Origin of the sequence: Rhodococcus sp. WAY2 (genome assembly GCF_009859915.1) — a bacterium.
In the GTDB taxonomy this organism is placed as follows: domain Bacteria; phylum Actinomycetota; class Actinomycetes; order Mycobacteriales; family Mycobacteriaceae; genus Rhodococcus_F; species Rhodococcus_F oxybenzonivorans.
Genome location: NZ_CP046572.1, coordinates 4,367,706 through 4,379,724 on the forward strand (window position 1 = coordinate 4,367,706; position 12,019 = coordinate 4,379,724).

Below are 12,019 nucleotides of genomic sequence, written 5' to 3' on the forward strand. Positions count from 1 at the left end.
CTCAGAGCAGATGGACCTTCTTGTACAGCCGCTTGGACGGGCCGCCGACGAGGCCGACGCTGTCGAGGAACTGCATCAGCTTGGAACCGGACGTGCGGACGGTGTCCTTGTAGTGCTGGTTCCGCTTGGCCTCGGCGATGGCGCGCTCCGGATCGAGGCCGGCATTCGAGTACACCTCTTTGCGGATCATGCTCTTCATGACGAAGTAGACGACGACGGCCGTGTTGAGGCGCTCCAGCTGCAGTCGTGCCCAGCTGGCGCCCTCGATGCGTCGTCCGACTTCCTCACGGGCGAAGCGGATGTGCCGGGCTTCCTCGAGGACGTGGATCTTGCTCACCGTCCGAGTGACGGGCTGGACCCGCTCGTCCTTCATGAAGTCGCGCTGCATCATGTCGAGAATCTCCTCGGCGGCCATCACGCTGGCGTACGCATTGGCGCCCTTGAAGAAGCCACCCCAGATACGTCCGAGCTTGTGGATCACGGGGTGCGGGCCGTAACTCGGCATGTCGAGGCGTTCGCCGGCGCGGGCGAACATCACCGAGTGGCGGCACTCGTCGGCCACCTCGGTGAGAGCGAACTGCACGTGCCGGGAGTGCTTGTCGCGCCCGTACACGTCGCGGAGCAGCATCTGCATCAACAGGATCTCGAACCACAACCCGACGCTCGAGACGCTCGCCGCCTCGTGCTTGGTGAGCTCGATTTTCTGCGCGTCGGTCATCTCGTCCCACAGCGCGGTGCCGTACAGGGTGCTCCACTCGGGCGTGAGCCCGAACTTGTCGTCGGGAATGGGTGCTTCCCAGTCGACCTCCACCATCGGGTCGTAGGACTTGCGGGCCGAGGACGCCAGCAGGCGCTGAGCGGTCTCTTCGCGGTCGGAGACGACAATCGATGCGGTCATGACTACCCCTTGATCAGTGGCCGGTGCGGTCAATTAAGTGTGACAGCGTGTTACTGATACTGAACGATACAATGAGAGGGGTCACAAGGGCAACGTTCATTCAGTCGACGTCGGCCGTTCTCTCGGCGGCGTCCCGCTCGGCCGCATCGACGCGAACCGACGGGTGTCGGCGACCGGGCGCCCACACTCCGAGCAAAACCGCGGAGGCGAACAACACTCCGGCCAAGACGACGGAGGCCTCGTCCATTCCCTTCAGGAATGCGTCGCGCGCGAACGTCGCCAGCTGCTCGCCCTGTGGGCCCGCCATGTCGGCGACGTGCAGCGCGGCAGCCAGTGAGCCGGAGACCGGTTCCTTCGCTTGTTCGGGAAGTGCGTCGACCGCCGGCTGGACGTTCCGGCTGTAGCCGGTGGCGAGGATGCTGCCGGCCAGGGCCACTCCGATGGCCGACCCGATCTCGCGGGCGGCGTCGTTGACGGCAGAGGCGACGCCCTGCTTGGCGTCGGGAGTGTTCTGGACGATCGCGGCGGTGGCAGGTGCGGTGCACAGCCCGATGCCCAAGGCCGCGACGATGAGGGGGAAGGACACCTCCAGATAACTCGAATCCGCATCCAAGCGAACCAGCAGGAAGATTCCGGCGCCGAGGATGGCGGTGCCGGCCGCCAGGAGTGGCCGGAGGCCGACGTGCGGGACGACCAGCGGCATGACGGCGGACATCATGACGACCGGCACCGCAATGGGAGCGAGCGCCAGCGCGGACTGCAGGGGCGAGTACTCCAACACCAACTGCAGGTACTGGATCGCCAGGAAGAAGAGCCCGAGGGAGGCGAGGAACTGCAGGAGCAGTGACATCGACCCCGACCCGAAGGCGCGATTGCCGAACAACCGCACGTCGAGAAGGGGATGTTCTCGGCGGAGTTCCACCCAGGCGAAAGCGCCCGCGGCGACGAGTCCGCCGATGAGCAGAACCAGGACGACAGGATCCAGCCAGCCCCGATGCGGGGCCTCGATGGTGCCGAAGACGAACATGCCGACGGCGGTCACGATCAAAGCGGTACCGGGCAGGTCCAGCGGAGCGTGGCTCGCGTCCCTGGACGAGGAGATGGTGAAGCTGACCAGCAGGATGAGCCCGGACACCACCGCCAGGCTGACGAAAATCGCCATCCACGACCACTTTTCGAGCAGCGCACCGGACACCAGCATTCCGGCGATAGCACCCGAACCGGCCACGCCGGACCAGATGCCCACCGCACGCCCGCGCTGCGACGTCGGAAAACCCGCTGTGAGCAACGACAGCGTCGCGGGCATCACGAAGGCTGCCCCCACTCCCGCGGCCACTCGCGATCCGATGATCCACTCGGGCGCGTCGTTGATGAGCGGCACCGCGGTGGCGACGCCGAAAACGAGCAGGCCCAGCATGAGGAGTTCACGGCGGCCGTACCGATCCCCGAGCGCGCCTGCGGGCAGGAGCAGGGCCGCAAGCGTCAGGGTGTAGCCGTCGACGATCCAGGTGAGCTGACTTTGGGTGGCCCCGGTGTCGCGTGCCAGGTCCGGCAATGCCGTGTTCAGCGCCGCCATCGCTGCGACGACGAGCGCGACCGCGCAGCAGGAAACCGTCAGCATCCATATCTGCCGGAACGTCCATCCAGTCGTGTCCGGTTGGTCGGCCTGTGCCTGTGGTGCCTCGTTGCGAGGATGCACGGTGGTCCTCCCGGTAGGAAATGAGACTGTCAGTATCGTTGGTAGACTGTCAGTTCACAAGTGGTGACCACGGCGAGAACGGCGGCGCAGATGACCGAGCAGGATCCCCGCAAGCAGCGTTCCCGCGCGAGGCTTCTCGACGCGGCGACGACCTTGCTCGCCAAGGGCGGTACGGAAGCCGTCACCATCGATGCCGTGACCGCACTGGCGAAGGTGGCGCGCGCCACGCTGTACCGGCATTTCGGCAACGGCACAGAGTTGGTGGCCGCTGCATTCGGACGACTCATCCCACCCGCGCCGACCGTGTCCGAGGAGGGCGATCTCCGGGACCAGCTGGTCGAGTTGATGGTCAGTCAGGCCACCCTGATCGAGAGCGCGCCGATGCACGTCACCGCGATGTGCTGGCTGGGAATGGGCCCGGCGCTGGAGGACTATTCCAGTGCGGCCGCGCTGGAGTCGGACAAGCCGGAACTGCGCACGCTGAGGCAGACGATCGTGGAACAGTACCGCGCGGCGTTCGACCGGATCTTCGGGACACCGGAGGCCGCCGAGCAGCTCGGTGAGTTCGACTACGACCTCGCGCTCGCGCAACTGGTCGGCCCACTCGTCTTCACTCGCCTCGCCACGCTGACCCCGCTGGGCCGGGAGGCCTGCGAACGGATCGTCGACGACTTTCTGGCCGCGCGGGCCGCGCAGATCGCGTTGCGGCCGTCGCCGGTGATCGCCGAGGTTCCGCCAGCTCAGGCTCTGTGACGTCGACAGCTCGGGACCGCCTCGTTACCGTGGCACCTGCGCCCGGCACCCAATTGCCGGTCGTGTCGACAAGATGATGTGGGAAGGGCTTTCTCGATGATCACTGAAGCACTCAACTGGATCCTCGGTGCGTGGGGCGGGGTAGCCGCAGGAAGCAGTGGATACTCCATTCCGCCGGGAACCCTGCCCTTCGGAAGCTGACACCAGAGAATTAGCCTTCGCGGTCTCGTCGCAGCACGTACTGCTCGAGCCGCCGTATGCCCCGGACCCGTCGTGGACGTAGCTGCTTGAGATAGCAGCCGGGGGTGTCGGCCAGTGCGCCGGCGAGCTCGTCGTCGATCAGCACCGTGCCGGGACGTGCCGAACTTGTCAGTCTCGCCGCGGTGTTGACGACGGAGCCGTAGAGATCCCCGAATCGTACGAGAGCCGGTCCCATCGCGAGGCCCACCCGGAGATTCGGGTCGCCCTCGTCGGGGAGTACCTGTTCCTGAAGAGTGAAGGCGATGGCGGCGGAGTCGGCCGGCGACTCGACCGCGAACATCACCTCGTCGCCCACGGTCTTCACCACCCAGCCGTGATGTCCGCTGATCACGGACGCCGAAGCCGACTCGAACCGTTCCAGCAGGTCGGCGAGATCCCGCGCGCCCAATTGGCGGGTGAGCGAGGTGTACCCGACGATATCCGCGAAGCCGACGACCAGGGTGCGGCTCGCCACTTCCTCGCCCGGGTTGCCGACGTTGCGGCCCGTCGTGGATGCGATGTGCCGTCGCCATACGTAAGCCTGCAGCGACTCGACCGCGGGCAGGATGTCGGCGGTCAGTTCGCGCACCTGCCGCCGGATCGCTTCCGGGTCACTATCGGTGGAGCCGGCGAGCTGTTCGATGATGTGGATGCTGATCAGCGACACCTGCCACTCGGCCAGCCTGGACATCGATTGGCCGAGCGCACGGGCAGCCGCCACTTCGCGGTCCGGCGAGATGATCCCTCGATCGACGAGAGACGCGATGGTGCGCAGGGCTTCGATGTCTCCCTGGGTGAACATCACCCCGTGTGGGTCGGTGTCCACTGCGTAACCCATGGACACCCACAGTCGGTCCGCCCGTTCGACCGACACTCCCGCGAACTCGGCGATCTCCAGCCGGGTGTATCGCCGAGGGCCACCGAGCAGCGACTCCTCCAGGTCGGCCTGGATGTCGCGGAGCAGGCTCGGCTCGACCTCCGGAACCGTCGCCGTCTCGTCGTCATTGGTGTCCGCGACCACTGCTGTCCTCTCGCGTGCGCATGCCTTGCCTTCGATCTGCTCTCAATCTGCCATTGTGCGGGCCCGCCCGGTGCGGAAACGTCGGTGGTGTGTGCGAGAGTTGCTGGGCTCACGAGCCCGTTCGCGAGATCACCCCAGAAAGGACAGCGCCATGCCGCCCCGTAGACGTTCCGGTGCAGCCGCCACACCGGATCACCTGACAGCGGAGAATCTCGAGACCCTCGCTGCCGCGATCGCGGAGGGCAGACGCGCCACCGTGTATCTGCGCGAGGCGATGCCGAGTCTTCGTCTCGAAGCAGGCGCGTCGGCGAGAGCTCTTTCGGTGCAGGGTAATACGGTGATGATTCGGCCCAAGGGTGTCGACGACGAGCTTCCGTTCGAAGCGGAGGAGCTCATGATGAAACGCCTTCCGGCGCCGAAGACCGCAGCCGCGACCGCACCCGCAAAGCCCGCTGTCCACCAGGAGATCGAGCCCGGCCCGCCCGCCGCCAAGGCTCCGGCGCCGAGCACTGTGTCGGCGCCCGAGCCCGTCGCTGCCGCACCGAAACCCGCCGCGACGCCCGCGAAACGGACCACGAAGAAAGCCCCCGCCGGCGTGAGCGTCACCATCCACGCCGGCGCGGACAACGACTGGAGTGTCACCGTCGCGCACGGCGCCAAACGCCCGGGTAAGGCCGTCCCCGTCTCGCCGGAGGCCGTGGAGCGCGCCGTGCGCGAACTTGGTGAGGAGACGGCGATCGAGGCCGTCGAGTCGATCATCGTTGCGGCGCGCAACCTCGCCGCGGCGAGGGTCGAGGAGCTGAGCAGGCAACTCGAGGACGCCCGGAAGGCGCTGGAGGCGCTCGGCGCCGGCGAGTGAGCTGTGGCGCTCGGCGCCGGCGAGTGAGCTGTGGCGCTCGGCGCCGGTAAGTGAGCTGGCGGTCGCGATTCTCCGTCGCATTCCCCCACGCGCGCAATGGGCGGGGTGGGATTCTTATGGGGAGACACGCGGCCGTCGGGGCTCATTTTCCGGGAAGGTTCGAACAATGTTGAAACGATTCGCGGCGGTTGTTGCAGCCACGGTGGGAATTCTGGGTTTTCTTGGCAGTGGTATCGCGACGGCCGCGCCTCCGGCGGTCCTCGGGGGTGGGTCGGGGATCGTGATGAATGACGAGTTGGTGTGCACGCTCACCACCATCGGGAATGACAGTGGCGGTCGCCTGGTCGGTTTGACGGCGGGCCATTGTGGTGATGTCGGTTCGACCGTGGTCTCCGAAGCTGCGTTGGACACCGGAGTGGTGGGCAGGTTCGTGGCGTCGAACCCGGCGCTCGACTACGCGGTGATCCAGTTCGATCGGGCGAAGGTGGTGCCGGTCAATCGGGTCGGCAATGTCACCATCACCCAGATCGGTGCCCCGGCCAGCTTCCCGCAGGTCGCATGCAAGGAAGGGCGAACCACCGGCAACACCTGCGGAATCGTGTACGGCGACCTGATGCAAACGCAGGAGACGTGGTCGCAGACGTGTGTGGTGGAGGGCGATTCCGGTGCACCGATGGTCGTCGGTACCACCCTCGTTGCCATGGTCAACGCGTATCTGGCTGCTCCATGCATCGGCCCGGAGATCGGAACCAACATGTCGGTGATCGTCGGCGACATGAATGCGAGCGGCGGTCCGGGCGCAGGCTTCCGGCCCATTTAGGCGCCTTCGGCGCTCGTGCGCCTTTCTGGTAGTGGGAGCAACCAAAAAGGGGCTCTACTGACTCATTCGTGGGTGGATTCGGCCGGGTAATTGTGGGCGGGCGCCCCCGAGGCTGAGCATCGCGAGTGCGATGACGGCCTCGGGGGTGTGGAACCCGAATCCGCGGCGGGTGATGAGGCGAATCTTGGTATTGACCGATTCGATCCGACCGTTCGAGAGCCCGTGCTCGATGGCGGCGAGGATCGCGGGTCTGTGGACGAGGATGCTTTTCTGCAACGCGACGAACGCCGGGATCCGGCACCGCCGGGCCCAGTCGATCCAGCGGTCGAGTTCGGCAGCGGCCTGCTCGACCGGGAGCTGGAAGATCAACCGCAAACTCTCCTTGAGCCGGTAGCCGCGGTGCAGGACCGGATCGTGGAGTTCGATCCACCGCAGCACCGCCTGCTGCTGCGCGGTGAGGGCGTCCGGGTTCTTCAGCAACGCCCACCGGCTGCGTTTGACCGACCGAGCCGGGCCGGCCTTCGGGCGACGCCGCGGTTTCCACCCACCGCCGCGGGAGGCGTTCTCGGTGGACCGTGCCCGGTTCCACGCCGCCCGCCGCACCGTGTCGAGGGCCTCGGTGGCCCAGGCGACCACATGGAACGGATCCGCGCAGCGCACCGCATCCGGGCAGAACCGGGTCACCACCGACCCGATCCATCCGGCCGCGTCCGAGGTGACGTGGGTGATCTTCGCGCACCGTTCGGGCCCGAGCAGGTCGAAGAACCCGGACAGGGTCGCCGCGTCACGGCCCGGGGCCGCCCACACCAGCCGGCCGGAGTCGTGGTCGACGACGACCGTCAGATACTTGTGGCCCTTCTTGTACGAGATCTCGTCGATCCCGATCCGCCGCAGCCCCGCCAGCGGGTCCCGGGCGGGTGTGGTGTCGGCCCACACCCGGTCCACGATCGTCCCGACCGTGCGCCACGCGGTGCGCATCAACTCACACGTCGCGGCCTTCGAGGTATGGGTGGCGAGCCACGCCACCGTCTGGTCGAACGCGTAGGTGTGCCCGGCCCGGTGCCGGGCCCAGGGCACCGCGGCCACCGTGACTCCGTGTTCGCGGCAGCACACCCGCGGTGCGTCGGCCTCGACGAAGGTGCGGACCAGGCCGCAGTCCGGGCCGCGCCACCGCCGCCGACCGGTGCCACCGTCGTAACCGGGGCTCCGACGACCACACACCCCGCACCGGGACCGGGCCCGGGCCTGCGGCCGGACCGCGACGATCACCGCCCCGGCCGTGTCGTCGAAATCGACGCCCTCGATCACCGTCTTTTCGACACCCAACACCTGACGCCATATCCTGGCTTCGCGCACGCCGTTCCCCACATATGTAGCCGACTGACCCTAGACAAGCCAGAACGCTACTGGGACAACGGCGTGCGCCCTCACCCGCACCGAACTCCACCCACGATCACAGCAGTAGAGCCCAAAAAGGCGCACGGGCGCGGAGCGCCTACCCGCAGACAGCGCCGCCGGAAGCGGAGCCGACCAGCTTGGTGTACTTGGCCAGAACGCCACGGGTATAGCGCGGCGGGAGCGGCTCCCACCCGTTCTTCCGGGCGGTGAGCTCGTCCTCGTCGACGAGCAGGTCCAGCGTTCCGGTGCCCACGTCGAGCCGAATCTGATCGCCGTCGCGCACGAAGGCGATGGGCCCCGCGTCGACTGCCTCGGGTGCGACGTGGCCGACGCACAGGCCGGTGGTGCCGCCGGAGAAGCGGCCGTCGGTGAGGAGCAGCACGTCCTTTCCGAGGCCCGCGCCCTTGATCGCGGCGGTGATGGCCAGCATCTCCCGCATCCCGGGACCGCCCTTGGGTCCCTCGTAGCGGATGACGACCACGTCACCGCTGGTGATGGTGCCGTCCTCGAGGGCGTCCATGGCGGCTCGCTCGCGGTCGAAGACGCGGGCGGTGCCGGTGAACACGTCGGAGTCGAAACCCGCCGACTTCACCACAGCACCCCCGGGTGCGAGCGAACCCTTCAGAATCGTGATGCCACCGGTCGGGTGGATGGGTGAACTCATCGCGCGAAGCACCTTGCCGTCCGGGTCCGGGGGCGCGATGTCCGCGAGGTTCTCCGCCATGGTCTTGCCGGTGACCGTCAGGCAGTCGCCGTGGAGGAGTCCGGCGTCGAGGAGTGCCTTCATGACGACGGGAACACCGCCGATGTGGTCGACATCCGTCATGACGTGCGAGCCGAACGGTTTGACATCCGCCAGGTGCGGGACACGTGCTCCGACCCGACTGAAGTCGTCGAGGGTGAGTTCGACCCCGGCTTCGTGAGCGATGGCGAGAAGGTGCAGGACGGCGTTGGTGGATCCACCGAACGCCATGACGACGGCGATCGCGTTCTCGAATGCCTCTTTGGTGAGGATGTCGCTGGTGGTGATGCCTCGGCGAAGCAGTTCGACCACCGCTTCGCCGCTGCGCCGGGCGAACCCGTCCCGACGGCGGTCGGTCGCCGGGGGAGCGGCGCTGCCGGGAAGGGACATACCCAGTGCTTCGGCGGCACTGGCCATGGTGTTGGCGGTATACATTCCGCCGCAGGCACCTTCGCCGGGACAGATGGCGCGCTCGATGGTGTCGACATCCTCACGACTCATCAGTCCGCGGGAGCAGGCGCCGACCGCTTCGAACGCGTCGATGATGGTGACTTGTCTCTCGCTGCCGTCGGACAGTTTCGCGATACCGGGCAGGATGGAGCCGGCGTAGAGGAAGACGCTGGCCAGGTCGAGCCGGGCGGCGGCCATCAGCATCCCGGGCAGCGATTTGTCGCACCCGGCGAGAAGGACCGAACCGTCGAGGCGCTCGGCCTGCATCACCGTTTCGACGCTGTCGGCGATCACCTCACGCGACACCAAGGAGAAGTGCATGCCCTCGTGTCCCATGGAGATCCCGTCGGAGACGGAGATGGTGCCGAACTCGAGCGGGTATCCACCGCCGGAATGAACCCCGTCCTTCACCGACTTCGCGAGGCGGTCGAGCGAGAGGTTGCAGGGGGTGATTTCGTTCCACGACGATGCGACGCCGATCTGCGATTTCCCCCAGTCGTCGTCGCCCATGCCCACCGCGCGGAGCATTCCACGGGCTGCGGTCTTCTCCAGTCCGTCGGTGACGTCGCGGCTGCGGGGTTTCGGATCCGAGATTGTCATGAGTCACAGCCTAGGCGCGCGCCGACAGCCCGGTCGCCCGAATCCCGTGGCAGGCCGGAGCCACCCGATCCGCATATCGATCAGTGCGATTCCAGACGGTGCACGGTGCTGCCCAGTCGGTAAAGATGGTCGGCATGAGTAACTCCCTCCCCACCGTGCAATTGTCCGAAGGGCTGACCGTGAGTGCGCAGGGATATGGCGCCATGTCCGTCGCCCCGGTGTACGGACCCGTGGATCCCGGTGACGCCCTCGCGACTCTGCACCATGCAATCGACATCGGCGTGACGTTCATCGATACGGCCGACGTGTACGGCGGAGGTGCCAGTGAGGTGGCGGTGGGCAAGGTCCTGAAGGAACGCCGCGACGAAGTGCAGCTGGCCACCAAGTTCGGTCTCGTGGGCAACATCGCGAACGGTCAGCGAGGTATCAACGGCAAGCCCGAGTACGTGGCGCAGGCGCTCGAGGCTTCGCTGGCCCGGCTCGGTGTCGACCACGTCGACCTCTACTACCTGCACCGCGTCGACCCGACCGTGCCGATCGAGGAGACCGTCGGGGCTATCGCCGAGCAGGTCGCCGCAGGCAAGGTCCTGCACATCGGACTGTCGGAGGCCACCGGGGACGAACTGCGGCGAGCGTCGGGAGTGCATCCCATCGCCGCGATCCAGAGCGAGTGGAGTATCTGGAGCCGCGACGTGGAACGGCACGTCGTCCCGGCGGCGGCCGAGCTCGGCATCGGATTCGTCCCGTACTCGCCGGTCGGCCGCGGCTTCCTCACCGGCACCTACGACCCGGCCGCCCTGGGCGAGCACGACCTGCGCCGGCGCTTCCCGCGCTTCGGTGACGACGCACTGACCGCGAACTCGAAGGTGCTCGACGTCGTTCGCGAGGTGGCCGCGGAACTCGAGGCGACCCCCGCCCAGGTGTCGTTGGCGTGGCTCGACGCGAAAGGACGCGCATTCGGGCTGCCGACGGTGTCCATTCCCGGGACCCGGTTCGCTGCCCGCGTCACCGAGAATGCCGGTGCGCTCGCGCTGACGCTCACCGACGACCAGATCGCCCGTCTCGACCTGCTCGCCGATCTCACGGTCGGCCCCCGCTCGGCCGATCCCCAGTGGGTGTCCTTCGGGCGGGAGTAGCGCAACCGGCGGGTAGCGGTCGCCGGGGAGTAGTTTGATCTGCGATGAGCAGAGTGTGGTTGGTGTGGGGTGTCGGGGTCATTGCCTATATCGTCGCCGTTCTCCACCGCACGTCGTTCGGTGTTTCGGGTCTCGCTGCGACGGAACGGTTTTCGATCAGTCCGAGCGTGCTCTCCAGCTTCGTCGTGCTGCAGATCGTGGTGTACGCGGGAATGCAGATTCCGGCGGGGGTACTCCTCGACCGGTACGGTTCGCGGCGCATGATCGCGTCCGGCGCCCTCATCATGGCGTCGGCGCAGATGCTTCTCGCGGTCACCGAATCGCTGCCGATCGCCATTGCGGCGCGGGTGCTCGTCGGGATCGGCGACGCGATGACGTTCATTTCGGTGCTGCGTCTGGTGCCGCAATGGTTTGCGCCGCGACGCGTCCCGCTGGTGTCCCAGCTGACCGGCATCTTCGGGCAGATCGGCCAGATCCTGTCGGCATTGCCGCTGATGCTGTTGCTCAACGGTCCCGGGTGGAACTTCGCCTACGGCAGCGCCGCCTCACTGGGGTTGCTGTCCTTCGTGCTGGCCGCCTCGGTGATCCGGAACTCGCCGCCGGGCCTCGAGGTAGTGGCCGCGCCCGCGGGACTGCGGGAGGTGGGGCGGCAGATCAGAACCGTGTGGGCGCGTCCCGGCACTCGGCTCGGTTTCTTCACGCACATGGGCACGCAGTTCTCGATGACCACGTTCGCGCTGCTGTGGGGGGTGCCGTACCTGCGGTCGGCGCAGGGTCTATCAGCGGCGGAGGCAGGCTCGCTGCTGACCCTGTCGGTGATCTCGGCGATCGTCGCGGGTCCGATCATCGGCGTCCTCAGTGGGCGTTTCCCCATGCGCCGGTCATACCTCGTGTTGTCGATCATGATCAGCAATGCCGGCATGTGGACCGCGGTCCTCGCTCTTTCGGAGCCGGCGCCGATGTGGATGCTGGTCCTGCTCGTGGTGGTCGTTTCGGTGGGCGGGCCCGGTTCGATGATCGGGTTCGACTACGCCCGCATGTTCAACCCGAGCACCAGCATGGGTACCGCGCAGGGGATGGTCAACATCGGCGGCTTCCTCGCTTCGTTGCTGGTCATCCAGGCGATGGGGCTCATCCTCGACGCGATGGGCGGGTACTCGTTCGTGGCGTTCCGCGTGGCCTGGCTGGTGCAGTACCCGGTCTGGGCGGTCGCGATCATCGGTGTGCTAGTGGCCCGCGGCAAGACCCGCAGGCAGATGGGACTGGTGTTGCGACCCATCCGGCAGGTGTGGCGGGAGCGCGGTCGAGGCTGAAGCCCTAGTTACACTCTTACATGATGTGTAACACTATAACGCATGAGTAATGAGCGATCGGATGATCAGGCCGTCATGACGGCACCCCCG

At 67.1% G+C, this 12,019-nt stretch carries 10 protein-coding genes; 5 read left to right on the forward strand and 5 right to left on the reverse strand.

The window, feature by feature from the left end:
• Position 1: 1 nt before the first annotated feature.
• Positions 2-898, reverse strand: a complete 897-nt coding sequence (locus tag GFS60_RS20075; RefSeq protein WP_109333487.1) for an AurF N-oxygenase family protein — start codon at positions 896-898, stop codon at positions 2-4.
• A gap of 100 nt (positions 899-998) precedes the next feature.
• Positions 999-2,519, reverse strand: a complete 1,521-nt coding sequence (locus GFS60_RS20080) for an MFS transporter (RefSeq protein ID WP_159927371.1) — start codon at positions 2,517-2,519, stop codon at positions 999-1,001.
• 168 nt (positions 2,520-2,687) lie between these two features.
• Here GFS60_RS20080 and GFS60_RS20085 point away from each other — a divergent pair, with 168 nt between their 5' ends.
• Positions 2,688-3,350 (forward strand): TetR/AcrR family transcriptional regulator, encoded by a 663-nt coding sequence (locus tag GFS60_RS20085; protein ID WP_159923946.1) that lies wholly within the window; start codon positions 2,688-2,690, stop codon positions 3,348-3,350.
• 211 nt (positions 3,351-3,561) lie between these two features.
• On the opposite strand, the gene GFS60_RS20090 is transcribed toward GFS60_RS20085, so the two are convergent.
• A complete protein-coding gene (locus GFS60_RS20090) occupies positions 3,562-4,611 on the reverse strand; it encodes an adenylate/guanylate cyclase domain-containing protein (RefSeq protein ID WP_159923948.1) in 1,050 nt (349 codons plus the stop codon).
• A 151-nt stretch (positions 4,612-4,762) separates the two neighbouring features.
• On the opposite strand from GFS60_RS20090, the gene GFS60_RS20095 reads away from it, so the two are divergent.
• Together GFS60_RS20095 and GFS60_RS20100 are read left to right on the forward strand one after the other, a co-directional pair.
• Positions 4,763-5,470, forward strand: coding sequence for a DUF6319 family protein (locus GFS60_RS20095; RefSeq protein WP_159923950.1), 708 nt, complete (start codon positions 4,763-4,765; stop codon positions 5,468-5,470).
• A gap of 166 nt (positions 5,471-5,636) precedes the next feature.
• Positions 5,637-6,290, forward strand: coding sequence for a serine protease (locus GFS60_RS20100; protein WP_159923952.1), 654 nt, complete (start codon positions 5,637-5,639; stop codon positions 6,288-6,290).
• A 54-nt stretch (positions 6,291-6,344) separates the two neighbouring features.
• Here the strand turns inward: GFS60_RS20100 and GFS60_RS20105 are convergent, their stop codons facing one another.
• On the reverse strand, positions 6,345-7,646 hold the full coding sequence (locus GFS60_RS20105; RefSeq protein ID WP_159918917.1) for an ISL3 family transposase: 1,302 nt from the start codon (positions 7,644-7,646) through the stop codon (positions 6,345-6,347).
• Positions 7,647-7,785: 139 nt separating this feature from the next.
• Positions 7,786-9,480 (reverse strand): dihydroxy-acid dehydratase, encoded by a 1,695-nt coding sequence (gene ilvD, locus GFS60_RS20110; protein ID WP_159923954.1) that lies wholly within the window; start codon positions 9,478-9,480, stop codon positions 7,786-7,788.
• A gap of 125 nt (positions 9,481-9,605) precedes the next feature.
• Here ilvD and GFS60_RS20115 point away from each other — a divergent pair, with 125 nt between their 5' ends.
• Positions 9,606-10,616, forward strand: a complete 1,011-nt coding sequence (locus tag GFS60_RS20115) for an aldo/keto reductase (protein WP_397518037.1) — start codon at positions 9,606-9,608, stop codon at positions 10,614-10,616.
• 44 nt (positions 10,617-10,660) lie between these two features.
• On the forward strand, positions 10,661-11,929 hold the full coding sequence (locus tag GFS60_RS20120) for an MFS transporter (protein WP_159923958.1): 1,269 nt from the start codon (positions 10,661-10,663) through the stop codon (positions 11,927-11,929).
• The last annotated feature ends 90 nt before the right edge of the window (positions 11,930-12,019 follow it).

Bases quoted from the DNA above. Each gene is read 5' to 3' on its own strand.
- GFS60_RS20075 (WP_109333487.1), bottom strand. From the start codon at position 898: ATGACCGCATCGATTGTCGTCTCCGACCGCGAAGAGACCGCTCAGCGC.
- GFS60_RS20080 (WP_159927371.1), bottom strand. From the start codon at position 2,519: ATGCTGACGGTTTCCTGCTGCGCGGTCGCGCTCGTCGTCGCAGCGATG.
- GFS60_RS20085 (WP_159923946.1), top strand. From the start codon at position 2,688: ATGACCGAGCAGGATCCCCGCAAGCAGCGTTCCCGCGCGAGGCTTCTC.
- GFS60_RS20095 (WP_159923950.1), top strand. From the start codon at position 4,763: ATGCCGCCCCGTAGACGTTCCGGTGCAGCCGCCACACCGGATCACCTG.
- GFS60_RS20100 (WP_159923952.1), top strand. From the start codon at position 5,637: ATGTTGAAACGATTCGCGGCGGTTGTTGCAGCCACGGTGGGAATTCTG.
- ilvD (WP_159923954.1), bottom strand. From the start codon at position 9,480: ATGACAATCTCGGATCCGAAACCCCGCAGCCGCGACGTCACCGACGGA.
- GFS60_RS20115 (WP_397518037.1), top strand. From the start codon at position 9,606: ATGGTCGGCATGAGTAACTCCCTCCCCACCGTGCAATTGTCCGAAGGG.
- GFS60_RS20120 (WP_159923958.1), top strand. From the start codon at position 10,661: ATGAGCAGAGTGTGGTTGGTGTGGGGTGTCGGGGTCATTGCCTATATC.